Source organism: Desulforhopalus sp., assembly GCA_030247675.1.
Taxonomy (GTDB): domain Bacteria; phylum Desulfobacterota; class Desulfobulbia; order Desulfobulbales; family Desulfocapsaceae; genus Desulforhopalus_A.
In genome coordinates this window covers 262,205-286,076 of sequence record JAOTRX010000004.1, presented here as the reverse complement: position 1 = coordinate 286,076, position 23,872 = coordinate 262,205, and the positions used below count along the sequence as shown (strand labels likewise).

The 23,872-nt window shown below is 54.5% G+C and carries 26 protein-coding genes and 1 pseudogene; 11 read left to right on the top strand and 16 right to left on the bottom strand.

The window, feature by feature from the left end:
- The first annotated feature begins 44 nt into the window (after nucleotides 1-44).
- The 3 genes from recA (at nucleotide 45) to OEL83_10790 (ending at nucleotide 1,675) form a co-directional block, all read left to right on the top strand.
- Nucleotides 45-1,118 (top strand): recombinase RecA, encoded by a 1,074-nt coding sequence (recA, locus tag OEL83_10800; GenBank protein ID MDK9707526.1) that lies wholly within the window; start codon nucleotides 45-47, stop codon nucleotides 1,116-1,118.
- A 222-nt stretch (nucleotides 1,119-1,340) separates the two neighbouring features.
- The gene (locus OEL83_10795) at nucleotides 1,341-1,496 is read left to right on the top strand and encodes a rubredoxin (GenBank protein ID MDK9707525.1); all 156 of its coding nucleotides are present in this window, start codon (nucleotides 1,341-1,343) and stop codon (nucleotides 1,494-1,496) included.
- Between the two features lie 41 nt (nucleotides 1,497-1,537).
- The gene (locus OEL83_10790; GenBank protein ID MDK9707524.1) at nucleotides 1,538-1,675 is read left to right on the top strand and encodes a hypothetical protein; all 138 of its coding nucleotides are present in this window, start codon (nucleotides 1,538-1,540) and stop codon (nucleotides 1,673-1,675) included.
- Here OEL83_10790 and OEL83_10785 read toward each other — a convergent pair.
- The 8 genes and pseudogenes from OEL83_10785 to OEL83_10750 form a co-directional block, all read right to left on the bottom strand.
- A pseudogene (locus tag OEL83_10785) lies at nucleotides 1,672-1,956 on the bottom strand (ArsC family (seleno)protein). The gene OEL83_10790 and the pseudogene OEL83_10785 sit on opposite strands and share 4 nt — an antisense overlap.
- 92 nt (nucleotides 1,957-2,048) lie before the next feature.
- Nucleotides 2,049-2,987, bottom strand: a complete 939-nt coding sequence (locus OEL83_10780; protein ID MDK9707523.1) for a UbiA family prenyltransferase — start codon at nucleotides 2,985-2,987, stop codon at nucleotides 2,049-2,051.
- Complete coding sequence (coxB, locus tag OEL83_10775; protein MDK9707522.1) at nucleotides 2,963-3,559, bottom strand: cytochrome c oxidase subunit II; 597 nt, start codon at nucleotides 3,557-3,559, stop codon at nucleotides 2,963-2,965. Before coxB ends, OEL83_10780 begins: the two co-directional genes overlap by 25 nt.
- Nucleotides 3,560-3,574: 15 nt before the next feature.
- On the bottom strand, nucleotides 3,575-3,862 hold the full coding sequence (locus OEL83_10770) for a cytochrome C oxidase subunit IV family protein (protein ID MDK9707521.1): 288 nt from the start codon (nucleotides 3,860-3,862) through the stop codon (nucleotides 3,575-3,577).
- Nucleotides 3,863-3,896: 34 nt separating this feature from the next.
- A complete protein-coding gene (locus OEL83_10765; GenBank protein MDK9707520.1) occupies nucleotides 3,897-4,529 on the bottom strand; it encodes a cytochrome c oxidase subunit 3 family protein in 633 nt (210 codons plus the stop codon).
- Complete coding sequence (locus tag OEL83_10760) at nucleotides 4,501-6,132, bottom strand: cbb3-type cytochrome c oxidase subunit I (protein MDK9707519.1); 1,632 nt, start codon at nucleotides 6,130-6,132, stop codon at nucleotides 4,501-4,503. The genes OEL83_10765 and OEL83_10760 overlap by 29 nt, the downstream gene beginning before the upstream one ends.
- An 86-nt stretch (nucleotides 6,133-6,218) precedes the next feature.
- Nucleotides 6,219-7,088 carry an SCO family protein gene (locus tag OEL83_10755; GenBank protein ID MDK9707518.1) on the bottom strand — a complete coding sequence of 290 codons (870 nt, stop codon included), beginning with the start codon at nucleotides 7,086-7,088 and terminating at the stop codon, nucleotides 6,219-6,221.
- Nucleotides 7,089-7,101: 13 nt separating this feature from the next.
- Nucleotides 7,102-7,647: a DOMON domain-containing protein gene (locus tag OEL83_10750; GenBank protein ID MDK9707517.1), complete on the bottom strand. Its 546-nt coding sequence runs from the start codon at nucleotides 7,645-7,647 to the stop codon at nucleotides 7,102-7,104.
- A 367-nt stretch (nucleotides 7,648-8,014) separates the two neighbouring features.
- Between OEL83_10750 and OEL83_10745 the strand changes: the two genes are divergently transcribed.
- Both OEL83_10745 and OEL83_10740 read left to right on the top strand, forming a co-directional pair.
- On the top strand, nucleotides 8,015-8,389 hold the full coding sequence (locus tag OEL83_10745) for a desulfoferrodoxin (GenBank protein ID MDK9707516.1): 375 nt from the start codon (nucleotides 8,015-8,017) through the stop codon (nucleotides 8,387-8,389).
- Between the two features lie 248 nt (nucleotides 8,390-8,637).
- Nucleotides 8,638-10,023 (top strand): class II fumarate hydratase, encoded by a 1,386-nt coding sequence (locus OEL83_10740; GenBank protein ID MDK9707515.1) that lies wholly within the window; start codon nucleotides 8,638-8,640, stop codon nucleotides 10,021-10,023.
- Between the two features lie 51 nt (nucleotides 10,024-10,074).
- Here OEL83_10740 and OEL83_10735 read toward each other — a convergent pair whose 3' ends face one another.
- Entirely contained in the window at nucleotides 10,075-10,788 is a 714-nt protein-coding gene (locus OEL83_10735) for a polyprenol monophosphomannose synthase (protein MDK9707514.1), read from the bottom strand.
- Between the two features lie 370 nt (nucleotides 10,789-11,158).
- On the opposite strand from OEL83_10735, the gene OEL83_10730 reads away from it, so the two are divergent.
- Nucleotides 11,159-12,487, top strand: coding sequence for a hypothetical protein (locus OEL83_10730; protein ID MDK9707513.1), 1,329 nt, complete (start codon nucleotides 11,159-11,161; stop codon nucleotides 12,485-12,487).
- An 8-nt stretch (nucleotides 12,488-12,495) separates the two neighbouring features.
- Here the strand turns inward: OEL83_10730 and OEL83_10725 are convergent, their stop codons facing one another.
- From OEL83_10725 to OEL83_10715, 3 genes are all read right to left on the bottom strand, one after another.
- Nucleotides 12,496-13,575, bottom strand: coding sequence for an ABC transporter permease (locus tag OEL83_10725; GenBank protein MDK9707512.1), 1,080 nt, complete (start codon nucleotides 13,573-13,575; stop codon nucleotides 12,496-12,498).
- Entirely contained in the window at nucleotides 13,572-14,456 is an 885-nt protein-coding gene (locus tag OEL83_10720) for an ABC transporter ATP-binding protein (GenBank protein ID MDK9707511.1), read from the bottom strand. The genes OEL83_10725 and OEL83_10720 overlap by 4 nt, the downstream gene beginning before the upstream one ends.
- A 135-nt stretch (nucleotides 14,457-14,591) precedes the next feature.
- Nucleotides 14,592-14,738 (bottom strand): hypothetical protein, encoded by a 147-nt coding sequence (locus OEL83_10715; GenBank protein MDK9707510.1) that lies wholly within the window; start codon nucleotides 14,736-14,738, stop codon nucleotides 14,592-14,594.
- Nucleotides 14,739-14,756: 18 nt separating this feature from the next.
- Between OEL83_10715 and OEL83_10710 the strand changes: the two genes are divergently transcribed.
- The 5 genes from OEL83_10710 (at nucleotide 14,757) to OEL83_10690 (ending at nucleotide 20,440) form a co-directional block, all read left to right on the top strand.
- A complete protein-coding gene (locus OEL83_10710; protein MDK9707509.1) occupies nucleotides 14,757-16,499 on the top strand; it encodes a cache domain-containing protein in 1,743 nt (580 codons plus the stop codon).
- A 47-nt stretch (nucleotides 16,500-16,546) separates the two neighbouring features.
- Complete coding sequence (locus OEL83_10705) at nucleotides 16,547-16,978, top strand: CAP domain-containing protein (GenBank protein MDK9707508.1); 432 nt, start codon at nucleotides 16,547-16,549, stop codon at nucleotides 16,976-16,978.
- A gap of 219 nt (nucleotides 16,979-17,197) precedes the next feature.
- Nucleotides 17,198-17,656, top strand: a complete 459-nt coding sequence (locus OEL83_10700; GenBank protein ID MDK9707507.1) for an Lrp/AsnC family transcriptional regulator — start codon at nucleotides 17,198-17,200, stop codon at nucleotides 17,654-17,656.
- 12 nt (nucleotides 17,657-17,668) lie between these two features.
- Nucleotides 17,669-18,928, top strand: a complete 1,260-nt coding sequence (locus tag OEL83_10695) for a diaminopimelate decarboxylase (GenBank protein ID MDK9707506.1) — start codon at nucleotides 17,669-17,671, stop codon at nucleotides 18,926-18,928.
- Nucleotides 18,929-18,988: 60 nt separating this feature from the next.
- Complete coding sequence (locus tag OEL83_10690; protein MDK9707505.1) at nucleotides 18,989-20,440, top strand: exodeoxyribonuclease III; 1,452 nt, start codon at nucleotides 18,989-18,991, stop codon at nucleotides 20,438-20,440.
- A gap of 1 nt (nucleotide 20,441) precedes the next feature.
- On the opposite strand, the gene mutY is transcribed toward OEL83_10690, so the two are convergent.
- The 4 genes from mutY to OEL83_10670 are packed head-to-tail and all read right to left on the bottom strand — an operon-like array spanning nucleotide 20,442 to nucleotide 23,656.
- A complete protein-coding gene (mutY, locus tag OEL83_10685; protein ID MDK9707504.1) occupies nucleotides 20,442-21,554 on the bottom strand; it encodes an A/G-specific adenine glycosylase in 1,113 nt (370 codons plus the stop codon).
- Nucleotides 21,555-21,560: 6 nt separating this feature from the next.
- Nucleotides 21,561-21,887, bottom strand: coding sequence for an AzlD domain-containing protein (locus OEL83_10680; protein ID MDK9707503.1), 327 nt, complete (start codon nucleotides 21,885-21,887; stop codon nucleotides 21,561-21,563).
- On the bottom strand, nucleotides 21,872-22,573 hold the full coding sequence (locus OEL83_10675) for an AzlC family ABC transporter permease (protein MDK9707502.1): 702 nt from the start codon (nucleotides 22,571-22,573) through the stop codon (nucleotides 21,872-21,874). Before OEL83_10675 ends, OEL83_10680 begins: the two co-directional genes overlap by 16 nt.
- Nucleotides 22,574-22,588: 15 nt before the next feature.
- Entirely contained in the window at nucleotides 22,589-23,656 is a 1,068-nt protein-coding gene (locus OEL83_10670; GenBank protein MDK9707501.1) for an iron-containing alcohol dehydrogenase family protein, read from the bottom strand.
- Between the last annotated feature and the right edge of the window lie 216 nt (nucleotides 23,657-23,872).

Genomic DNA, 23,872 nt, shown 5'->3' with positions numbered 1-23,872 from the left:
CTTGTTTCATAACCGATTAATCCCTTTTTATATTGGAGAACATCATGGCAGTAGCCCCAGCAAAAGAAAAAGTCAGCAGCGTCGATAACGCCATCAGCCAGATCCAGCGCCAGTTCGGCAAGGGTTCCATTATGCGCCTCGGCTCAAAAGAGACCGAAAATGTGCCGGTGATTCCCACCGGCGCCCTCAGCCTTGATATCGCCCTGGGCGTGGGCGGCCTGCCGAAGGGCCGGATCACCGAGGTGTATGGCCCGGAATCCTCCGGCAAGACCACTTTAGCCCTGCAAGTCGTCGCCGAGGCCCAAAAGATGGGCGGTACCGCCGCCTTTATCGACGCCGAGCACGCCCTTGACACCAGCTATGCCGCACGTCTCGGTGTTGATATCGACAACTTGCTCATCTCCCAGCCGGACTTCGGCGAGCAGGCATTGGAGATTGCCGAGATCCTTATCCGCTCAAACGGTGTCGACGTTATCGTCATCGACTCGGTGGCCGCCCTCGTCCCCAAGGCGGAAATAGACGGCAATGTTGGTGATGCCCATGTAGGCCTGCAGGCCCGGCTGATGTCGCAGGCCATGCGCAAGTTCACCGGGGTTCTCAACCGCAGCAATACGGTCCTCATCTTTATCAACCAGATTCGCATGAAGATTGGGGTCATGTTCGGCAATCCCGAGACCACCACCGGCGGTAACGCCCTGAAGTTCTATTCCTCGCTACGCCTTGATATCAGACGGATTGGCCAGATTAAAGAGGGAACCGATATCATCGGCAACCGGACCAAGGTCAAAGTCGTTAAAAACAAGGTTGCCCCGCCCTTTAAAGAGGCCGAATTCGATATCATCTATGGCGAGGGAATTTCCAGGATCGGTGACCTGCTCGATCTTGCGGCAAATCTGGAGATTGTTGAAAAAAGCGGCTCCTGGTACTCCTACAAGGAAGAAAGAATTGGCCAGGGCCGGGAGAACGCCAAACGTTTCCTCATCGACAATCCGGGGATGTGTGCAGAGATCGACACCAAGGTACGGCTTGCCTATGGCCTTGCTCCGCTAACAACAAACCCCTCCGAGCAAAGCGATGGCGGCAGCAAACCCTCTGCGGCCGCAGCACCAGCTGAATAAAAAAATGCCGCCCGGGACTCATGGTCTATCGCCATGAGTCCCTTCCAGACGATCCTCATCCGCCGTACGAGAAATATATCCAGGGCTCACCGACCATTTTTTACACTATGGCTCAGACCTTTTTCATCGCCTTGCTATTGACTCTTGCCGGTGAGCTGCTATAGTTACGATCATGTAGGAATGATTACTATTAAATGTATTTTTAACTAAAAGGAGACGACGATGCAAAAATGGGAATGCCCGTGTGGTTATGTTTATGATCCAGCTGTTGGTGATGAGGATAATGGAGTTGCCGCCGGAACGGCCTGGGAAGATGTCCCGGAAAGCTGGGTCTGCCCAATCTGCGGCGCCGAGAAAGAGGCTTTCTCGAAGATGTGATGGGCTTGCTGGCCGGCCCGTACCCACATGGCCGGTCTAAGATGATTGCCCAAGCCACGAAGAATCCCCATGACGGTAGCGCAGATGCGACCGTCATGGGGATTCTTTTGGCCAGTCACTATTGCACCCTTTCTCCGGCGGTGAAGGCTTGCCCCTTCTTTCCGGCCCTCAACAATTAGGCAATGCCGGCATACATCTCCGGATGAAAACCGACATAAAAAACCTTTCCCAAGCGCAGGGTCGGGGCCCTGAGATTGCCGCTCGGCCCGGTTATTTTCTTCTGCAGAGCCTCTTTGTCGGCTGTAGCCGGGTCAAACTCAATGACCTTTTTCCCCGTTGCGACATAGACCTTCTCAGCGCCGGCAATAACCTGCCATGCCGCATCCCCTGGATACGACTGCTTTTTCGCATCCACCTCGGTAATGATCGTCACCTCTTTTCCGGCAAACGCAGCCCATGCGTTTTTGCAAGAGGTTCAGCCCTTGCGCATATACGCCCAATCGATTTTCATACCACCCTCCCTTCATTTGAAGAAAATACTTCGGATTAGCCCTATAAAATTAAGCCGTTGGCGAGCATTCGGCCGCCACCAAGAATTACCATATGGTTAAGAAGCAAGCAGTTGAGTGCAATAAAGAGCAGTCGAAATTTTCTTCTCTTTCGCCACCTCAACCAGTAATACGCCAGCCCTGGCAAAATGAGAGCATTTGCAACTATAAGGCAACGCACCCAACTCGACAGTGAATATGGGAAGGCGGCAAACATCAGCATAATCACCACAAGCGCTCCGAGCCAGGTAACAAAGAACCGCTCAAGGGTATTCTCTCGAAACTGGCTGAGGAAATTGGGAACAATTCCGGCGGCATAATCCTCCTGATAGCTCAGGAGAACCAGCCAATAATGCGGTATCTGCCAAAGGACGAAGAGGACGACGAGAAGGATAGCGACAAGTCCATCCGGATCCCCGCCATGAGTGAGCCAACCGATATAGGCAGGCAGGGCGCCGCAAAGAGCGCCGGGAACGATGGCCAGCACCGTCTTTCCCTTCAAGGGCGTATAGACACAGTTGTAGAGAAGGACAGCGGCAAGGGTCATAAGCTCTGCCAGGCGATTCTCGCTGTGCGTCACTACAAGGAGCAGTCCAAGGGCAATGAGGACCGCAGCCTGCCATGCCGCCTGGGCGCGGGTGAGTTTGCCGGAGGGCAAGGGACGACCCTTGGTCCGGATCATTGCGCCATCGAGGCCGTGTTCCTGCAACGAGTTGAGACTTGCCGAACCGGTCGCAACCAGAAAGACACCTCCGGCGACGATGAGCATTTGTTGCGAGAAAACTGGCTCGGCAAGTATCGCCCCAAAAACGGTGGCGACACCGACCAGCAAACACAGGGGGGTTTTGGCCAGGCGCAGCCTGGCAATGAGGGCTGACCAGCCACAGGAGGCAACAGCCGTACAATAAAGACCTCGAATCAGTCCTCCTCCTTGGCAAGCCACTCGTCGAATTCCTTCTGCGGCACGATCCTCAACTTGGCAACCATCGCTGAATGTTTTGTGCCGCAATACTCGGTGCACTGGATATCGTATTCACCAATCTCGTCGGCCCGGAACCAGGCATAGGTCTTCATCCCCTTCACCGCATCCACCTTGATCCGAAATGCCGGCAGATAGAAGCTATGCAGGACATCAACCGAGGTGATATTCAACTTGATTGCCCTTCCCACCGGCACAACAATTTCGTTCAGTACTTCCTTGTCGTTATCATAGATAAAAAGCCAGGAAAACATCTGGGCCGACACCTCGACCTGCATGGCATCGGCGGGCACCGTGCGGAGGCCCATATAGGAATGCCAGCCGACATAAAACATGGACAGGGCGATAAGGGTTGGAATGATGGTCCAGATGATCTCCAGCTTGTAGTTATCGCGGATATCGGCAGGATGTGGATTGCTGCTCCGCCGGTATTTTACGACGAAGTAGACCATCACCACCGTAATGCCGGTCAGCAGGACCGCAGATATCCCGAGGATATACCAAAATGCCAGATCTACACCTTGTACCGGGGTCATAAGAGTCTCCGCCTGTTACCTGAATGCCACATCCCAGAAGGTGAAGCCGATCATAATGAAGAGAAAGCTTACCGTGCCAATAAAAGACAGGATGATGATCCGGCCTTCATACTTCAAATGCATAAAAAAGAGTAAGACAAAGGTCACCTTGAGGCAGGCGATACCGAGGGCCACCGGGACATTGAAAAAACCCAGGTGGACGTAGGAAACTCCAACGGTAACCCCGGTCAATACCAGCAGGATACCCAGGACAAGGGCAAGCTGGGTGTAACTGAGAACATGGTGCGTATGCTGAGTATCCACAACAATTTTCTCCACAAGACAGTCCTTCCTTGCCCTACAACACCAGGTAAAACAAGGGAAAGACAAATATCCAAATAAGATCAACCAGATGCCAATACAAACCGGAGTTATCGAGCATCGATAATCTCGAACCATCGACCTTGCCTCGCCACACCAGGACGGTACTTATGGCGAGAAGAACCATGCCGATAATGACATGGAGGCCATGCAAGCCGGTGATGACATAGTACAAACCGAAAAAGATATTCAGTCCAGGTTCCCCGCTCACTAAGGTCTCTGAATTGGGGTAGATCCCGTGCTGAATCTTTGCGCCCCATTCGAAATATTTATTAACGAGGAATATAACTCCGCAAAATATAGAAAAAAGAAGAAGGCCAATCGTCAATTTCCTGGAATTTTTCTGAATGGCGGTAATGGAGGCGGCGACGGTGAAACTGGAAACCAGCAAAACCACTGTATTCAAGGCCCCAATGACCCGGTTGAGTTCCTTGCCGCCGACGGCAAACGACTGGGGATATCTGTGGAGGTAGGCAGCATAAAGAACGAACAAGCCGCCAAAAAGAATAATCTCCGAATAGAGAAACAGCCACATGCCGATCTTGATGCCAACCCTGTCTACCTGCGAGCGCATAGTCCCCTCACCGGCCATTCTTGGATGATTGTTCACCTACCCCTCGAAAATCGTAGGGGAAATCCAATATCTGCGGTTCATCAATAAAATTGTGCAGCGGCGGTGGTGAAGGAATCTTCCATTCGAGAGTCGTTCCGCCCCACGGGTCGGCGGGAGCTTGAACACCCCGGCGAAGGCTGACAAGCAGATTGGCAAACATAATCACGATCCCCAGACAGAGCATAAAGCCGCCAAATCCGGCCAGGAAATTGCCGGTGGCAAATTGCGGCAGATAATCATAATAGCGGCGCGGCATTCCCTGGATACCGAGGATCAGCATCGGGACGTAGTGAAATAAAAAGCCCACCGCCGTCAGCACCGCGCCAATATACGCGGCCCGGAAGGTATACATGACCCCGAACATCTTCGGCCACCAAAAATGAAGGGCGGCGAAAAACGCAAAACCGGTGCCGCCGAACATTACAAAATGAAAATGGGCGACAACGAAGTGGGTATCGTGAACATGGATGTCGGTGCCGACCGCGCCAAGCACCAAGCCGGTCAGGCCACCGACGCTGAAAAGATAGATGAATATCAGCGCCAGGAGAAGCGGCGGGGTCATCTCGATCGACCCCTTGTACATTGTCGCCACCCAGGAGAAAACCTTGACGGCTGACGGTATTGCCACCAGGAAGGTCAACAAAGAGAAGACAAAAACCGAAACATCGCTCATGCCGCTGGTGTACATATGGTGCGCCCAGACCAGGGAACCGGCAATGGCGATGGCCATCGACGACCAGACGATGGCCTTATAGCCAAATATCGATTTCCGGGAAAAGACCGGGATAATCTCGGAGACAACCCCCATACCCGGCAGGATCATGATGTATACCGCCGGATGGGAATACATCCAGAACAGATGCTGATACAGCAGCGGATCGCCGCCCTTATCCGGATCGAAAAGACCGATAGACAGAAACCGTTCCAGCACCACCAGGACAAAGGTAATCGAGATGACCGGTGTGGCGAGAATCTGCACCCAGGCGGTGGCATACAGCGACCAGGTAAACAGCGGTATCTGCATGAGGCCCATTTTGTCGTCACGCATGCGATGGAAGGTGGTGACAAAATTCAAGCCGGTGAGCATCGACGACATGCCGAGAATAAAGGCCGCAGTCACGGTAAGACCGACGCTGGAACTGCTCTGGACACTAAACGGCACATAAAAGGTCCAGCCGGTATCGGGGAAACCGTCCCCGGCAAAAAGTGAGACGATGGCGAAAAGACCGCCAAACATAAACAGATACCAGCTGAAAAGATTCAGGCGCGGGAAGAAGACATCGTCTGTTCCAAGCTGGATGGGCAGGAAAAAATTACCGAATATCGCCGGAATAGCAGGAATAACAAAGAGAAATATCATGATCACCCCATGCAGGGTGAAGATGGAGTTATACATCCCGGAACTCATAATGGTGCGACCCTGCCCCATCAACTCCGTCCTGAGAAGAAGTCCGAGAATCATGGCGACGGTAAACCAGAAGAAAACCGCCCCGAGATACATCAAGCCAAGGCGCTTATGGTCGTGGGTGAAGAGCCAGGCCCGTATTCCGGTGAGTCCAGGTGGAGCGGATTGATGATAAAAGGATGGTATTGCCGTCATGTTTGCGTATCCTGTCGGTATACCGCAAGAGCTGGTTTCGTTTCTGCAGACAAGCTGCTCAACACAGCTCTATCCGCCGGAAACCTTCAAGGCCCTCTATGGGCCTTGTCAGCTGTAGCAACTCCCCGGCCCCTGCGTCGGTAAAAAAGAAAAACCCCAATAACAATACCGGCAAAAACCATCAGTACAATGATCTTCACCGTCGTGATCAATCCGGACTTCCCGTGCGGATCGTAATTAAAACAAAAGCCGAGCAGCCGCCGCACCGACATGATCGGTGTACCGCTTGCCGCGGCCGACACGGCGAGATCGATATCTCCCGCCACAAAAGAACCATAGACGTAGCGAATGATCTTGCCGTCGGCGGCGACAATCATCAGCGCCGCCGGGTGGATGAAGGTCTGATCATTGAGCCTTTGAAAACGAAAACCAAGTGCGTCGGTCGCTGCCTTGATCGCCTCACTGCTGCCGGTAAGAAACCGCCACTCGCTAGCAGGAAAATTTTCGGGCAGAAGTTTCAGGTAGTTATTTTTGGCCCGCACCGCATCTTTCGGGCCTTCGACATCATTGAAACTGAGGGCAATAACCCGGTAATCCTTGCCTGAGCGGGCGGTCATGCCGCCCACCGCCCCGGCCAGATTGGCCAGATTAAGACTACAGCCATTCGGACAGAAGTAATAGGTGGGCAGGATGATGGTCGGCCGGTCAATGATGGCGTCAAGGCGAATGGGGAGCCCGGATTCGTCGGTGAATTGCAGATCAAGAGGCAGATATTGCCCGGCTTTTTCAGCCACCCATTCTGAAGGGTCGAGACTCCCTTCTCCACTGAGGATCTCTGCAGCGTCCGCCCCATGTTCTTCGCCACCATGTGCCCAGAGAAGGGCGTCCGGATGCGCCGCGCCAAGCGCCACAACCAGGAGCGATATAATGACCAGAGCTCTGAACGAAACCTTCACCGGGAGGCTCCAATCATTTTGCCGGTTTGGAAGCACCGGAGGCAAGATTGATCTTTAGCGCACTTCGATAGGTGTGCTTGCTTTTAAAACTGTCACGTCCGGCGCCGTAGGCAAGAAGGACGACGGTATCACCGCCGGTTTGTATCACACCGTCATGCTTGTCGGCTGATTTCAGCGGCAAGGTGAACTCAAGGGTTGTGATTCCGCCGGCCTCGGTGCCTCCCACGAGAGTTACATCGCTGGTGCCGCCGGCTTTTTCGTCGGAGGCATGGGTATATTCGCTGTCACCGAACTCGTCGATGATCTTTGCCTCACCATCCTTGACATAGCCCAGGATAAAATTGGCGTCCTTCATGTCCTTACTCGGATTAAAACCTACACCAACCCAACCATCCGTCTCCGCCGCCAATTTTACCGCCAGCTTGTCGCCGTCAACCTTCCAGGCAAAGGTGATTTTCTTTTCTTTTACTTCATGGTCATACTGCGCGGCCTGAACGTTTGCGGCAGTTCCACAGAGCAAGAGAGCTATGCCGATGATTGCTTTGCTGATGTCTTTCATGTGTACGCTATCTCCTTAAGTTTACTGACTTCAAACACCTTCGTTTTTCTAGATTGCTCCAGCGGGTAATGATCCGGGTCACCTCCCGGCTACGATCCAAAAACAGTAGCACACTCTTTCCAGCAAGAAAAGGTTCTTCATAACCTTTTCCAAGACTTATACCGTCATTTGAGAACTTTTCTCTTTTAATTGCGCAAATAATTTGCGACCATCGCCATACGTGATTAATTTAGGCGGGTGAAGTCGGCGAGGGTCCCCAAAGCACCGGCGGATTATTGTGAATAAGCTGCACACGTTACCTGCGGAGGCCAACAGCGGACAGATCGCAAGGCAACCAAAAACCAACCATATACCTGGAGGAAAACGCATGGCGAAGAAAATGGCAGTGTATAAGTGCGAAGTTTGTGGAAATATAGTCGAGGTTCTGACTGCCGGTGGTGCTGAGATGATGTGCTGCGGCAAGACCATGACCATCCAATCCGAGAACACCACGGATGCGGCTGTGGAAAAGCACGTCCCGGCATTGGCCAAAAAAGATGGCGGCTGGCAAGTGACCGTCGGAACGGTTGAACACCCGATGACCGACGCCCATTTTATCGAGTGGATAGAGCTCATTGCCGGCGACCTGGTGTACCGTCAATTCCTCAAACCAAACGATAAGCCGACGGCGTTTTTCCCGGTTGCAGCCGACGGCGTTACCGCTCGCGCTTACTGTAATCTGCACGGCCTCTGGAAGAAATAAGCCTTCCCGGCCCGTTGCTCGAATTGCTTGAATCGAGCAACGGGCCAAAGCACTCACCCGCCCCCATCCTTCCTCATCCCCGCATTTCTCGCCGCTCCCTTTTGGCAAACACCAATCGTCAGCAGATTCCTCCTTGAAAAGCAAGGTACGAATTTTTAAGGTATCAACAAGACTGGACTCGCTGCATGTTATTTCAGTCGTCACAAGCCCAGGTGCCGAAAAATGGACAACCGAAAAAGGAGACTCCCATGGCCAAGGAAAAATACCGGATAGAACGGGACAGTATGGGCGAGATTGAGGTGCCGTTACGGGCTCTCTACGGCGCCCAAACCGAACGGGCCACCCGCAACTTCACCATCTCCCGGCAGCCTATGCCCTGGGCCTTTATCGAGGCGGTCCTTCTCATTAAGGCGGCAGCCGCCAAAATCAACCGGCAACTCGGTCTTCTTGCCGGTGACCACGCCCAACTTATTGAAGAGGCAGTCGGCAAGCTTTTGCGGCAACGGCCCCTCGACCAGTTTCCCGTACCCATCTACCAAACCGGCTCGGCAACCAGCACCAACATGAATGTCAATGAGGTCATTGCCGGGCTCATCCGCCAGAAAGGCGTAGAACTCTCGGCCAATGACCATGTCAATCTCGGTCAAAGCAGCAACGATGTCATCCCTACCGCCCTGCATATGTCGGCGGCCATTGCCGCGACAAGCACCCTGCTGCCGGCCATAAAGGAACTGGCGGTGACCATTCGCGCCTTCGGGACCGCCCATGCCGGGGTGATAAAGACCGGCAGGACCCATCTCATGGACGCCCTGCCGATTCGCCTGCGGGCAGAAACCGATGGTTGGGCGGCGCAGATTGATGAATGCGCTGAACGGATCGAAGGCGCCCTGCCCCGGCTGCAAAGGCTTCCCCTCGGCGGGACGGCAGTCGGCTCAGGGGTAAATTGCCATCCGCAGTTTGCCTCTCTGGCCATTGCCAATCTCAGCAAGACGACGGGCCTTGCCTTTACCCAGGCCCCCTCCCTGTATAAAGGCCTCAGCAGCCTCGATACCATTGTTGAATTCTCCGGACATCTGAAGGCCGCAGCCATCGCCCTCAGCAAGATCGCCAACGACCTGCGCTGGATGAATTCCGGCCCGCTCACCGGACTGGCGGAAATCCGCCTGCCAAGTCTCCAGCCCGGCTCAAGCATCATGCCCGCCAAGGTCAATCCGGTTATCCCAGAGGCGGTGTGTATGGCCTGCGCCCAGATCATCGGCAACGACACGACGATCAGCCTGACGGGCATGGGCGGTAACTTCCAGCTGAACACCATGCTGCCACTCGCTGCGGCAAAAGTTCTTGAATCGGTGCAACTCCTTGCCGGAAGTATGCAATCGCTCGGTGAAAAAGCCATAAGCGGCATGATCGTCAATAAAGAGGTGTACATCCAGGCACTGGTTCTCAATCCAATCCTGGTGACCTCGCTTAATCCGATTATCGGCTATATGCAGGCGGCGGAAATTGCCAAGATCGCCCAAAGGGACAAACGGCCAATTCTCGAAGTGGCCCTTGAGGAGACTGATCTTTCCCGGGAGGAACTGCAGGCCCTGCTCGACCCCAAAAAACTTGCTGATAACGACAACAATCTATAATTCTTAAAGAAATATTCTAGCGAAAGGTTTTTAGGCGCGCCGTCACCCGATTCAAGGTGCAGCCCGCCTCTTCGCCAGACAGCGTCCGCCAAGGACAAGGAGTTGCTGCAGATATTGCAGGATAATCCTGCTATCCATCTTTGATTTCCCGTAGTCACGATCTCGAAATACCACCGGGATCTCTTTGACCCGCATCTCCTGACAATATTCGGCGAGCACCGCCAAGCCTATTTTAAAACCGGGGACGGGCCCCGGCAAATCGGTAAGCCGCCAGCGCTCGACTGCAAAAAAACCCGCCAGAGGATCGTGGACATCGCAGAACAACAGGGCAGGATAGGTGGCCAGACGCGAGGAAATCCTCCGCGACAACGGCCAATCAGGTGTAGCTCCGCCGGCTACATATCGGCTGCCGATAACCATGTCGCAGGTTCCGGCGAGAAGGGGTTCCAGCAGGTCGGGAATCATCTCCGGCGGATGGCTGAGGTCGGCGTCCATGACCAGCACCCAGGTTGCGGCAGTTGCCTTCGCTCCGGCAATGACTGCTCCGGCAAGACCCAGGTTGACATCACGCCTCAGCAAACGCACCGGCTCGTGGTCCATCCAGGCACGCACTTTTTCACAGGTGGCATCCTGGGAGGCCGAGTCGACAAACAGTACGTCGAAATCCAGATCCCGGAGGCGACGCGCCCGAAAGATCCGTTCCAGCAAAAGGTCAATATTATCCTCTTCATTGAGGGTGGGAATTATTACGGTTGTCTTCGACATTCGCCAAACCTCTCTGAAAAACCTTGTCTCCCAAGCTCTTCGGAAGGTCTATCTCCACTACCTCCCGCAACATGCAATACCCCCTTCCCCTCCACTACCAGCCTTGATCATCCGCCCGCTAATGGGGATACTGCGAAGAGCGTAGTGGGAAATGCACATCTTCTCTTCTTTTGGTATCAGAGAAACCCCGGCAAATCAAGAGCGCCACTTCGAAAAACCTGCGATCCTTTAAAAGGATACATCAAGGCATGTCCCGCCTTAACAAGACTAATCTCTTTATTCAATTCTACCGATAAAGCACCTTAGAGGGTGTTCCACCTTTCTCATCGATCTATAACAACAACCCATGTGGAGGCAAAGAGAAAGACCTATGATAATCGCTGCGACCGCGGTCGGCATGGATGCAGCACGAACCTACAGGGAAGTAGAACAACGCACATCGAACCTCAGTTTAGCTAGCGGCACGAGCACCCCGGCCTTGGCCGAGGACTTCAGCGTCCGCCTGTCCAATTCCCTCAGCAGTACAAGTCGTATACAAAGCACCAACCAATCCCTTGTCAGCCGGGGGAGCGGGGAATGCCCGCCACTCCACGAAACCAACGGGGGTAGTGACACGGGCGGCAAGGAGATTCTATCACAATTGACAGAACAGGTCATCGGCCAGCCCGTCACCATCAGGGAATATGTAGAAGATGGTGATCCGGCATCCCCAACCGCTTCGCCAAGCGCCATCAGCAAGGGCCTCGTGCCGGTTCAGAGAATGGAGTTGGTCAGCAGCATCATTTACACCCAGGAAGAAAAGGTTATGTTTTCGGCGCAAGGTCAGGTGCATACTGCGGATGGCCGAGATATTACCTTTAATCTGGGATTATCCATGGAACGGCGGACCATGATCGCCAATTCGGTTGCCACAGGCCTCACAACCTTCATCGATCCGCTCATTCTCAGGTTTTCCGCCGATACCGCCCTGCTGGGGGAAGGTGTCTTCAATTTTGATCTAAATAGTGATGGTGAGAAGGAACAGCTTGCCTGTCCAAGCCAAGGCTGCGGTTTTCTCGCCCTTGATCGCAACAGCGACGGAGTCATCGGCAATGGCCTGGAATTGTTCGGTCCGGCGAGCGGAGAAGGTTTTGCTGAGCTGGCAAATTTTGACACTGACGCCAATCAGTGGATCGATGAGAATGATCCCATTTTCGACAAGTTGTTGATCTATAGACCGGATGGCCAGGGTGGAGAGAACCTGCAGTCGCTGCGCCAGGCCGGCGTCGGGGCGATCAGTATCGCCCATGCCGGGACAAAATTCCAGCTGGAAGACCAGGATGGCGGCATCCTCGGTTCAGTCAAGGCGAGTGGCATCTTTCTTACCGAGGCCGGAGAGGTGCGTTCCCTGCAGGAGGTCGATCTGGCGAGTCCGGCAACGACTGCTGTAACCCTGCCGTCGGCTGACAATCAGCAGGAACTTGCCCTGCAGGCCCTGCGCGATATCATCACCATGCAACAATTCCGGTTGAAGATGCGCCTTGCTGAACAGCGTTTGCGGGGTGCGACGCGAAAAGCCGAACAACGGCAATGGCTTCTTGAATGGCTGCAAAATCGTAACCAGTGGCAGGTTTCGATGAGCGACGACAAGGCGGGGGACGAAGGTGCGCAAGCCACTGCGGCTCAACAATTTCGGCCATTTGCAAATACTTCCGGCTAAATCACAACTCACTCGTTCCAGGAAAAGAGGGCTGCGGCTATCCCCAGGCAGATGATGGTCGAGATCAGCAGGATACCGCACTCAAACTGGATATCGGCAAGAGTTGCGGCCTCGTTCATGACCTTCCGGGCGGCTCGCAGTAGGTGGGTTAAGGGAAAGAGCCGGGCAAAGTCCTGCACCAGCCGCGATGAGCCTTCCAGGGAGAACCAGACCTCGGACAGAAACATCATCGGCCAGGACAGGAAGTTGAGAACACCGCTGGTGAATTCTTCACTAGTGCCCCGGGCGGCAAGCACCAGGCCAATGGCGCAGAGATTGAGGCCGCCGAGGAAAAACACCAGTAAGAGAAGCATCCTCGAACCCTGGACCTGAAAGTGAAAAATAAGGTCAGCTCCGATCCATACCACGCACAGGGTGAACATGAGAAGGAAGATGCGGGACAGCATCTGGGCGCTCAGATATTCGAGGGCGGTCAGCGGCGTGGCCTTCAGCCGTTTCAGCGTGCCGTTTTTGCGATAGCGGACAATGACATAGCCGACCCCCCACAGTGCCGAGAACATCATATTCATCGCCAGGATACCCGGCATCAGCCAGTCGATATAGCGGATCTGCGGGCCGTTGATGATTCCTTTTTCCGGGGGCGTTTTGCCTGCCATGAAGGAGGCGAGGAACACCCTTTCGGCGAGAGAACCGTTGGGCGAGGAATCGTTGATCCAGTAGGCATTATCCAGCGAATGGGCATCGACGAGCAGGTCGATCTTGTGGTGACTGAGCTTCGTTTCACCCTCGGCGAGGTTTGCCACCGGGACAAAGATGATATGCCGATCACTCCGAAAGGCCTGCGGCAGAGTCGTGCTGCCCAGGTCGGCAACGGCTGCTGGGGGAAAGATACCGACCTGGAATTGCTTGAATTCTTTACCCTGAAAGATAAGGCCAAAGCCGACGATGATCAGAAAAGGAAAGGCGAAGTTCCAGCCAAAGGCGGCACGATCACGGAAAAACTCAGCATTTCTGGCCTGAAAGATGGCCCACATTCTCTGCAGATTCATGGTCTTTATCGGGTATTCATGGTTAGAGGGGGCGGTCATTCCCGCAGTTTCTTCCCGGTCAGATTGAGAAAAACATCTTCGAGGTTGGCCGAATGAATGGATACCCCCCGCAGATCGATCTCGTTTTTCATGAGGATGTTCAGACCCTGGTGAATCTCATCGGTGTGGATAACGATGTTGCCATTCTGCCTGGATGTAGCGAAAGGGAGTTCGGCGAGCAGCTGGCTATTGATGGTCTCCGGCAGGATAATCGAACTGCCGCCACCGTGCCGGCGGATCAATTCCGCCGGACTGCCGCCGGCGATGATCATGCCCTGATCCATAATGGCAATTTCGTCGCAGAGATACTCCGCCTCCTCCATCGAATGGGTGGTAAGGATCAGGGTCCGGCCTTCTTCCTTCAATTGCCTGATGATATTCCAAAGATTACGGCGTGCCTGGGGGTCGAGACCGGTTGACGGTTCATCAAGAAAAATCAGGTGGGGTTCGTTGATCAGGGCCAAGGCCAGCATCAGGCGCTGGGTCTGGCCGCCGGATAGCCTGTCGTTGCGCTGTTTGCCAAGGTCGGTCAATTGGCAGCGACGGGCTATTTCATTGGTATCGGCAGGCTTGCTGAACAGTCGGGAAAAGGTCGCCAGAGTCTCTTCCACCGTAAGAAAATTGAGCAGCGAGGTGTGCTGAAACTGGATGCCGATTTCCTCCCGGAAGGAAGCCGTTCGCGGGCGACCATTGTAGAGAATTTCGCCACTTGTCGCCTCAATGATGTCCTCGACAATCTCCAAGGTGGTGGTCTTGCCGGCACCATTCGGGCCGAGAAGGCCGAAACAGATGCCTGTCCGGACGGCAAACGACACATCGCGAACCGCTTCCAGCTTGGAAAAACGCTTGCGAAGATGGTTGACTTCAAGGATCGGCTGCATAGGCTTGCAAATGACTATGGGTCTTGTGATTATCGGGTCTCTGTTTTTTGTTGGTTACTGGCCTGAGGACCTTACCAATCCCCAAGGAACCTCTGCAAGACAATTTCTAATTAGAGGCAGGGGCACACCTTTCATTTAAGCAGGCAAACTATTTAACTCTGCTTGCCCCAAATTCCTATTCTGACCAATTGACGTCTCCCTTTTCCCTTCACTTGCAGGGATGGAAACGATATCATTTTTATATGAATCGTCTTTCTTAATCTTTTTGATAATCATTTTCATACATCTTCACCACCCGCCATGCCTGCCAAGAAGCTGAAAAAGATATCAAATACCATTTCCATCCGGATCGCCCTGCCGGCCTTTCTGACCATCCTTCTCTTTGTCACCGCCATGTTCTTTATCCTCTTGCCCCAGCTTGAGCAAAGCCTGATGAACCGGAAGCAGGAAATGATTCAGGAACAGACGGAAACCGCCTGGAGCCTCCTCGACTCCTATCGCGAACGGGAGCTTTCCGGAGAACTGAGCAGGGAAGAGGCCCAACTACGGGCGGTCCTGCGCATCCGTAAGCTTCGCTATGGCCCGGAAAAGAAAGATTATTTCTGGATGAACGACATGACTCCGCGGATGGTCATGCACCCCTACCGCTCCGATCTGGACGGCATGGATATTACCGACTTCAAGGACCCGAAGGGCAAGCGCCTCTTTGTCGAATTTGTTCGAGTGGTTGAAAAACAGGGTGCCGGCTTTGTCGAATATATGTGGCAGTGGAAGGACGACGCCCAGAAGATCGTGCCGAAGGTTTCCTATGTCAAAGGTTTCAAGCCCTGGGGATGGATCATCGGCACGGGCATGTATATCGATGATGTTCATGCCGAGATCGCCGCCATTCGCAACAAACTCTCGGCAATTTCAGGGGGAATTCTCCTCATCGTCTCTCTGCTGGCCCTGTACACCATCCGTCAGAGCCTGATGGCCGACCGTGAAAGGCAGCGCATCTTTCTTGAGCGGGAAGCCCTGTTGAAGTCCCTGGAGAAAAGCAAGGAGCGATTCCGTAACCTCTTGGAGACCACCAGCGACTGGATCTGGGAAACCGACGATGTTGGCAGATACGTCTACACCAGCCCCCATGTGCAGAAGCTCCTTGGCTATCTGCCGGAAGAGATACTCCATACCTCTCTCGTGCATTTCGCGGTGCCTGATCAGGCTGCCGCCGCAGGTGAATCCTCCCTGCAACTACTGGCTGCGCAAAAGGCATTCAGCGGTTTTGAAGTTCCCTGCCAGACAAAGGATGGTCACGGCGTGGTCCTTGAATACAACGCGGTACCGATCTTTGATGAAGCCGGCACCCTGACCGGATACCGTGGAATCGCCCGGGATATCACCGAGCGGAAGATGGCCATGGAGATCCTCAAGAGAAGCCGCGACGACCTGCATGCAAGCCTTGAAGAAACCGTTACCTCCCTCGCCTCCACCGCCGAAAAACGTGACCCCTACACCGCCGGACACCAGCAGCGGGTGGAACACCTGGCCTGCGCCATTGCCCGAGAGCTGAAATTTTCCGAGGAACGGATAGAGGGCCTGCATATTGCCGCCCTGCTGCACGATATCGGTAAAATTACCTTGCCGTCGGAGTACCTGGCCAAGCCGACGCGGCTGTCCAAAGAGGAGAAGGCCATTTTCAGATGCCACCCCGAGGTTGGCTACGAGATCCTGAAAAACATCCAATTCCCTTGGCCGGTCGCCGAGATTGTTTATCAGCACCATGAACACCTTGACGGCTCCGGTTATCCCAGGGGACTTACCGATGAAGGCATCCTCCTTGAGGCAAAGATTCTGACGGTCGCGGACGTCGTTGAAGCCATGTCTTCCCACCGCCCCTATCGGCCCTCCCTCGGAATCACCATGGCCCTTGACGAAATCCGCACCGGCCGGGGCACCCGTTATCATGCCCCAAGCGTCGATGCCTGCCTCCACTTGATTCTGGAAAAGAACTTCGTGCTCTCTTCGCCGGAGGATGCGGGGGACAGGGGAAATATCTAGGTGCTTGCCATGTTTCCAGACAAGATACCACCCTTTCAATATCTCCAATGAAAACATTATTTCTGCTTGTACTTGCCCTCCTTGCCCTGCTCTCCTGCACAGCACAGGGGGCGAGCGTCCTGAATACCGAGGCAACCACTTACAGCCAGGAGCTTTTCGAGCAAATCAACCAGTATCGGAGAGACAAGGGTTTGCCTGCCTTGCGATTCGACCCTCTCCTAAGTAGCCTGGCCAAAGTTCACAGCACCGATATGGCCCAACAAGAGACGATGAATCATAATAATTTCGATGACCGGTTTGAACGAGCGGGCAGCCGGCTTTGTGTGGAAAACGTCGGCTGGAACTTTCGTTCGGCCCGGGAAATGTACGAAGCCTGGCGCCGCTCAAGCAATCATAACCGCAACATGCTGCACCGAGAAATCACCCGGGCCGGAATCGCCGAGGTGGATATGTATGTGACCTTTCTTGCCTGCAAATAGCCTCACCGGCAGCATGGCAACAAGACATCAAGGTATCGCAACAACATCCCCAGCTAACCAGAGTATAATGGGCTACATCCCCACCCTTGGCAAATTACCATCTCTAGAGCACACCCCACAAACCAGAATATTTTAATCAATATTTCAAAATATCAGAATATCGTTCTTGACTTGAATATTTATGGAGAATATATTCACCTATAACCAAGGAGAACGAAAATGCTTGACACCATCAGCCTGGAAATCCTGAAGATCCTTCAGGAGAAGGCGCGCATCCCCAATATCGAGGTATCCCGGCAGATTGGCCTGGCTCCATCGGCGGTCCTTGAACGTATCCGCAAAATGGAGAAACAGGGCATCATTGACGGCTATGAGGTACGCCTCAACCCGCAACGCTTTCACCGGGCCCAGGTGGCCTTCGTCCATGTGCAGACCACCACCGCCGCGAGCAACGAGGTTGGCTGGCAGCTGGCTGCTATCCCCGAGGTGCAGGAGGTGCATTTCGTCGCTGGCAACGATTGTTACCTGGTAAAGGTTCGAACCGCCGACACCCTCTCCCTCAGTCTGCTGCTGCAGGAACGCATTGCTGCCATCTCCGGAGTCATCTCCACCAAGACCGAAACCGTCCTCTCAACCATCAAAGAAACCAGCCGGATACCACTTCCGGAAGCCCCGTAAGGAAGCACGACCATGCCGATGTCACAAGCCTATAAGAAGCGACTTTTTCCAGCCCTTCCAGCCATTGCCGAACACTACGGAACGCCCTTCCATATCTACGACGAGGCCGGAATCCGAGAAACCGGCAAGGCCCTGAAAGATGCCTTTGCCGGCATAGACCGCTTCCGGGAATACTACGCCGTCAAGGCCTTGCCCAACCCGCGCATTCTGCAGATCATGGGCGACATGGGCTTTGGCTTTGACTGCAGTTCCATCGCTGAACTCCGTCTCAGCCGCCAGGTAGGCGGACGGGGAGAAGACATCATGTACACCTCCAACAACACCAGCATGGAGGAATTTGCCGAAGCAGCAAGCGAAGGCGGTTCCATCCTCAACCTCGATGATATCTCTCTGCTTGCCAAGGTGCCGGCCCTGCCGGAACTTATCAGTTTTCGTTACAATCCGGGGGCAAGGCGAACGGGCAACGAAATTATCGGCACCCCGACCGAGGCAAAATACGGGGTGAGCCATGAGCAGATTATCGACGCCTATCGGCTGGCCAAAGAACGTGGAGCCGTGCGTTTCGGCATCCACACCATGCTTGCCTCCAACGAACTCAATTATCAATATATGGTGCAGACGGCAGCGATGCTGCTGGAACTGATCGTCGAAATCTCGGCGGAACTGGCCATCACCTTTGAGTTTATTAATATTGGCGGCGGCCTCGGCATCCCCTACAAGCCGGGCATTGCTGCCCTCGATCTGGTGGCCATGGGCCGGGAGATTACCGCCCTTTTTAAAGAATTTAAAAAGGCGCATGGCTACGAGCCGGCTCTCTATATGGAGAGCGGCCGGTATATGACCGGCCCGCACGGGGTCCTGGTCACCACCGCCATCAACCGCAAGGATATCTACCGGACCTATGTCGGTGTTGACGCCTCGATGAGTTCCCTGATGCGGCCGGGTATTTACGGCGCCTACCATCACATCGATGTCCTCGGCAAGGAGGAGTATCCACAAACCGAGGTCGTTGATGTCGTCGGCTCACTTTGCGAAAACAACGATAAATTCGCCATACAGCGCACCCTGCCGGCGGTTGCCGACGGCGATATCCTCATCATCCAGGACACCGGCGCCCACGGTATCGCCATGGGTTTCAATTATAACGGCAACCTCCGCCCCAAGGAGCTGCTCTTAGGGGCTGATGGCAAGGTCGAACTGATCCGCCGCGCCGAACGGGTCGAGGACTATTTTGCCACACTCAATTTCCAGCCGGACGTGCTTGCCCCGTAACTATCGCCGACGGATTGCGCCACAAGGCGCCAACAACCTTGGTTATTGACTCAGGAGCCTATGAGCATTGATATTGACAGCTTTCTCCAGGCAGTTGCCGACGCCGTCCGCGACAAGCAGACGCCGGTAGTTGATCTCATTGCTGTGCAGACCGAGGATCCCTTTAAGGTTCTGGTGGCGACCATCCTCTCGGCGAGAACCAAGGATGAAACCACCGCCGTCGCCTCGGCCCGTCTCTTCAAGCAGGCGCCGGACAGGGCCGCACTGGCCTTACTCCCCGAACAGCGCATCGCCGAACTCATCTATCCGGTCGGTTTCTACAAGACCAAGGCAAAACACCTCACCCAGCTGCCGAGTGCCCTGCAGGCCTTTGGCGGCGCGGTTCCGGATACCATCGATGAGTTGGTCACCCTGCCCGGCGTCGGCCGCAAAACCGCCAATCTTGTGGTCAGCGTCGCCTTTAAAAAACCGGCAATCTGCGTTGACACCCATGTCCACCGGATTACCAATATCTGGCAGTACGTCGAGACGGAGACCCCGCTGCAGACGGAGATGGCCCTGCGGGCAAAACTTCCGAAACGGCACTGGCTGTCGGTCAACTCCCTGCTCGTTGCCTTTGGCCAGAGCATCTGCCGGCCGGTAAGCCCGCATTGTGATATCTGTCCCCTGCTGCACACCTGTCCACAAAAAGGGGTAAAACCCCGCAAAATACCTGGAGCAAAAATGGCTGACAAGAATTCACTGAAATGTATCTCCTGGAACGTCAATGGCATCCGTGCCGTGGAAAAGAAGGGTTTTGTCGAGCAATTGCTGAATTTTGACGCCGATGTCATCGCCCTCCAGGAAACCAAGGCGCAGCCCGACCAGCTTTCCGAAGCGCTGAAAAACATCCCAGGTTATACCTCCTACTGGCACAGCGCCGAGCGAAAGGGCTACTCCGGAGTCGCCGTATATACCCGCGTCGCACCGGTGGCCGTCCACTACGGCCTGAGCGACCCGGAATTTGACTGCGAGGGGCGGGTGTTGACCCTGGAGTTCACCGACTGTTATCTCGTTAACATCTATTTTCCCAATAGCGGCGATGAGCTGAACCGTCTGGACTTCAAGCTGCGTTTCAACAACAGATTACTGACCTTTGCCAAGGAACTGGAGAAACAGAAACCGGTCATTCTCTGTGGCGATTTCAATGTTGCCCACAAGGAGATCGATCTAAAAAACCCCAAGACCAATCAGAAAAATGCCGGATTCACCCCGGAAGAACGGGCATGGATGGACAGCTTCGTCGCCGCCGGGTTCGTCGACACCTTCCGCATCTTTAACCAGGAACCGGGGCAATACACCTGGTGGAGTTACCGCTTCAGCGCCCGGGCCAAGAATGTCGGTTGGCGTATCGACTACTTCTGTGTCAGTGGTACCGCCAAGGACAAGGTAAAAAGTGCCACCATCCTCCAGGAGATAACCGGCTCCGACCACTGCCCGGTTGCCCTGGAATTCCTGCGTGACGGTCGATAGATCAGGAGGGATTAAAAAGGTCGGGCAGGTGTTTCGTGATATACTGCAGGATCTTCCGTGGCCCTGCCGGAAAGGCGTATTGCTGGAGTTCGGCCAGGTCAAGCCAGCGGTAGTCGACGGCTGAACGCAGGACTGGCTGCGGATGATCACTCAGCGCCTCACAGAGAAAGCAGTCGAGGGTGATCTTATGGTGGGTGTAGCTATGGCTCACCGTGGTCACGGGTTCAAGTACGCGCACCGCAAGTCCGGTTTCCAGAAGAATGTGGCCGGCAAGCTGCGCCTCGGGCGAGCCGCTGGAAAGGGCGCCACCGGGGAACTCCCATAGCCCGCCCCATACCGCATCGATTGGCCGCTGCTGGATAAAGACCCTTCCTTCCCAGCGGATGATCCCCGCCACCCTTGCCATGGCAACCATCTTCTTGCCCGCACCGATCGCCGGCCGGCGGTCAATGGTTCCCGCCATCCTCGCCTTACAGAGCAAATGCACCGGGCAGTCCGAGCAGCGCGGTTTTTTCGGCAGGCAGATCAGCCCGCCAAGGTCCATCAAAGCCTGGTTAAACATCCTTGCCCGGCCATGCGGCAATAGCTCCTGGGCAAGGCTCGCCAGGTGTTTTTTACTCCCGGACTCACCCACTGGTTGATCATAATCAAAGAGCCGGGCGTAGACCCGGGTAACATTGGCATCAACCACGGCCACATCATGGTTGCCGGCAATGGAGGCAATGGCCGCTGCCGTATACGGGCCGATACCCGGCAGTGACAAGAGGATTTGGTAATCGTCGGGCACCAGACCATCAAACTCACTGGTAATGACCTGTGCCGCCTTCTGGAGATTTCTTGCCCTGGCATAATAACCAAGACCTTCCCAGTACTTGAAGATCTCCTGCTGTTCCGCCTTGGCCACCGAATGAACGTCAGGAAATCTTTCAACCCAGCGCTTGAAATAGGCAACCCCCCGCTCCATCTGGGTCTGCTGCAACATAATCTCGGAAATCCATACATGATAAGGGTCGTAGGTCCGCCGCCACGGCAGATCGCGGGCGACCTTACGAAACCAGACAAGAAGGGGTGTGGCAATATCAGGGAGATTCGATACCTGCGCGGCTTGTTCCATGATCCGTTACATGCCGAAATATCTACCAAGGGCCACCAGGCCCATACCCACCACCACCGTGGCGAACAGGCTCTTTGTCTTCCAGGCAACAGGAAAGGCGATGACGGCCACCCAGAAAAAAAGGTTGTCCGGTCCCAGATCAAAGTGATCGTCCCGCACCAGAAGCGACGGCGCCAACATCGCCGCCAGAACCGCCGGTGGAATGAGGCGCAGCCAGGCTATGATGATCGGCTGCAGATTGCGGCCGCTAAGGAAAAGGGTGGGCAGAAGACGGGGCAGATAGGTCACCACCGCCATGCCGATTATGGTAAGGAGTATCAGCGTTTGATCCACAGCTCTACCCCAAGGCCAAAGGTCGCCCCGAGCACGGTGGCGGCGATAATATGAAATTGGTGCCACCCGGCCAGGTATAAGAGTGTTGCGATACCCCCGGAAAAGATGGCTGTTATCACTCGCACCCGGTTCTCGCACTGGCCGACCAGCAGGGCAATAAACATCGCCGCCAGGGCGTAATCAAGCCCCATTGGCTTAATGTCGCCGATCAGTCCCGAGGCGACAATTCCCAGGATCGTTCCACCGACCCAGGACGACTGGGCTGTCACATTCAGGGCGAGGGCCTCTGCCCGGCATTCGCTGAGCCGCCCCGCCGCTGACGTGTGCAGGGCAAAGGTTTCATCGGTCAGTTGGAAGGAGAAAAAGGCCAGATGGCGCTTCCGCCAGCCGGCGAGAAAGGGCGTGAGCGAGGCGGCCATGAGTAGATGACGGAGATTGACGACGAAGGTGGTGAGGATGATCGCCGCCGGCCCAGTTCCGGAAGCAAACAGACCAACGGCGATAAACTGGGCTGACCCGGCAAAGACAATGAGCGACATCAGCAGGGTATTGGCATCGGAGATGCCATTCTTTCCCGCCAGCACCCCGTAGGCAAAACCCACCGGAACATAGCCAAGAACGATGGGCAAAGCTCTTCTGATGCCGGCAGCAACCGCTGAACCGGCTAGTTTGTTACCATTCTCCATGTTGTACCGGCTGGCCTACATCCGTTGAAAAAGACCGAGACAGCGCTCACGGGTCATCAGCTTCTGCCAATCCGGACCAAGGCAATTTTCCCACAGCGGCACGAGGTTCAGGGCGGTGGTGACCATCAGCTCCATCGACTCCTTGCCAAGACCCGCGGTCAGATTGCGCGGCAGAACGATCTTGTGTTTTTCCATCATCCGGCGAAACTCCTCCACTCCCTGCGGATAAATCTCCTCGAGGTAGTCAAAGGCGATGCAGCAGCCGATACCGTGATGAATACCAAGAACATAGGACAATCCATAGGAAAGGGCATGACAGGCACCAACCTGGGAATAGGCAATAGACATGCCGCCGAAATAGGAGGCCATCATCAGCTTGTCATCTTTGTCGGCATGATCTTCCAGGAAGACCTGCCGACAAAGCTCTAGCGATTTCTCACCGTAGGCCTTGCTGAACTCGTTGAGGTAGGTACCGTGTAACGATTCGATATCATGGATATAGCAGTCCATGCCGGTATAGAACCATTGATCGGTCGGCACCCCGGCCAAAAGCTCGGGATCGAGGATAATCTGGTGAAAGAGGGTGTAATCGGAATTGATGCCCAGTTTCTTCACCGGCCCGGTCAGGATGGCGGTACGGGAGATCTCCGCCCCGGTGCCGGCAAGGGTCGGCACGGCGACATGATAAACGGAGGGATTCTTGATCAGATCCCATCCTTGATAGTCGGCCGACGATCCTGGGTTGGTGAGCATCAGGGATATGGCCTTGGCGATATCCATGGCGCTGCCGCCACCGACACCGACGATGCCGTCTGGGACAACCGGGCTGTATTCGCGAATTTTTTGCACCAGCTGATCGATATACGAGGTCTTCGGCTCGTCATCGACATTCACTGGCAAAAGCAAATCCTTGCCCTGCAGGGGCAAACGGCCCGCAAGGGGTTTGCCGGTAAATACGTCATCGAGGACAAAGACAAAATACGAGCCGGGATTGGTTCTTCTTTCACTGATCACATCACTGAGCTGATTGAAAGATCCCCTGCCGAACATGATTTTCGGGACGATACTGAAATTTCTATACATACCTGTTCCATTTATGGATGAAAAAAGAAAACGCCTCTGCAGGGCAGGGCGTACGCTTGTCTTGTTCCCGTAACAAAATTTCCGTTAAAACTCAAGGGAGATTTCCATTACACCACCACCTGCTTCCCCTCCCTCCGCCTGGCTTTTTACGGTGGTTAATTTTACAATTGTCGGTAGAATGCTGTTGCAAAAGATAGTAGTAATCCCCTATCAATA

Excerpts from the sequence above, each read along its gene's own strand:
- OEL83_10675 (MDK9707502.1), bottom strand. The coding sequence starts at position 22,573 with ATGGAGAATGGTAACAAACTAGCCGGTTCAGCGGTTGCTGCCGGCATC.
- OEL83_10700 (MDK9707507.1), top strand. The coding sequence starts at position 17,198 with ATGCTTGACACCATCAGCCTGGAAATCCTGAAGATCCTTCAGGAGAAG.
- OEL83_10760 (MDK9707519.1), bottom strand. The coding sequence starts at position 6,132 with ATGACGGCAATACCATCCTTTTATCATCAATCCGCTCCACCTGGACTC.
- OEL83_10695 (MDK9707506.1), top strand. The coding sequence starts at position 17,669 with ATGCCGATGTCACAAGCCTATAAGAAGCGACTTTTTCCAGCCCTTCCA.
- OEL83_10735 (MDK9707514.1), bottom strand. The coding sequence starts at position 10,788 with ATGTCGAAGACAACCGTAATAATTCCCACCCTCAATGAAGAGGATAAT.
- OEL83_10705 (MDK9707508.1), top strand. The coding sequence starts at position 16,547 with ATGAAAACATTATTTCTGCTTGTACTTGCCCTCCTTGCCCTGCTCTCC.
- OEL83_10795 (MDK9707525.1), top strand. The coding sequence starts at position 1,341 with ATGCAAAAATGGGAATGCCCGTGTGGTTATGTTTATGATCCAGCTGTT.
- OEL83_10730 (MDK9707513.1), top strand. The coding sequence starts at position 11,159 with ATGATAATCGCTGCGACCGCGGTCGGCATGGATGCAGCACGAACCTAC.
- OEL83_10750 (MDK9707517.1), bottom strand. The coding sequence starts at position 7,647 with ATGAAAGACATCAGCAAAGCAATCATCGGCATAGCTCTCTTGCTCTGT.
- OEL83_10720 (MDK9707511.1), bottom strand. The coding sequence starts at position 14,456 with ATGCAGCCGATCCTTGAAGTCAACCATCTTCGCAAGCGTTTTTCCAAG.
- coxB (MDK9707522.1), bottom strand. The coding sequence starts at position 3,559 with ATGACCCCGGTACAAGGTGTAGATCTGGCATTTTGGTATATCCTCGGG.
- mutY (MDK9707504.1), bottom strand. The coding sequence starts at position 21,554 with ATGGAACAAGCCGCGCAGGTATCGAATCTCCCTGATATTGCCACACCC.
- recA (MDK9707526.1), top strand. The coding sequence starts at position 45 with ATGGCAGTAGCCCCAGCAAAAGAAAAAGTCAGCAGCGTCGATAACGCC.
- OEL83_10715 (MDK9707510.1), bottom strand. The coding sequence starts at position 14,738 with ATGAAAATGATTATCAAAAAGATTAAGAAAGACGATTCATATAAAAAT.
- OEL83_10790 (MDK9707524.1), top strand. The coding sequence starts at position 1,538 with ATGATTGCCCAAGCCACGAAGAATCCCCATGACGGTAGCGCAGATGCG.
- OEL83_10710 (MDK9707509.1), top strand. The coding sequence starts at position 14,757 with ATGCCTGCCAAGAAGCTGAAAAAGATATCAAATACCATTTCCATCCGG.
- OEL83_10725 (MDK9707512.1), bottom strand. The coding sequence starts at position 13,575 with ATGACCGCCCCCTCTAACCATGAATACCCGATAAAGACCATGAATCTG.
- OEL83_10690 (MDK9707505.1), top strand. The coding sequence starts at position 18,989 with ATGAGCATTGATATTGACAGCTTTCTCCAGGCAGTTGCCGACGCCGTC.
- OEL83_10740 (MDK9707515.1), top strand. The coding sequence starts at position 8,638 with ATGGCCAAGGAAAAATACCGGATAGAACGGGACAGTATGGGCGAGATT.
- OEL83_10745 (MDK9707516.1), top strand. The coding sequence starts at position 8,015 with ATGGCGAAGAAAATGGCAGTGTATAAGTGCGAAGTTTGTGGAAATATA.
- OEL83_10670 (MDK9707501.1), bottom strand. The coding sequence starts at position 23,656 with ATGTATAGAAATTTCAGTATCGTCCCGAAAATCATGTTCGGCAGGGGA.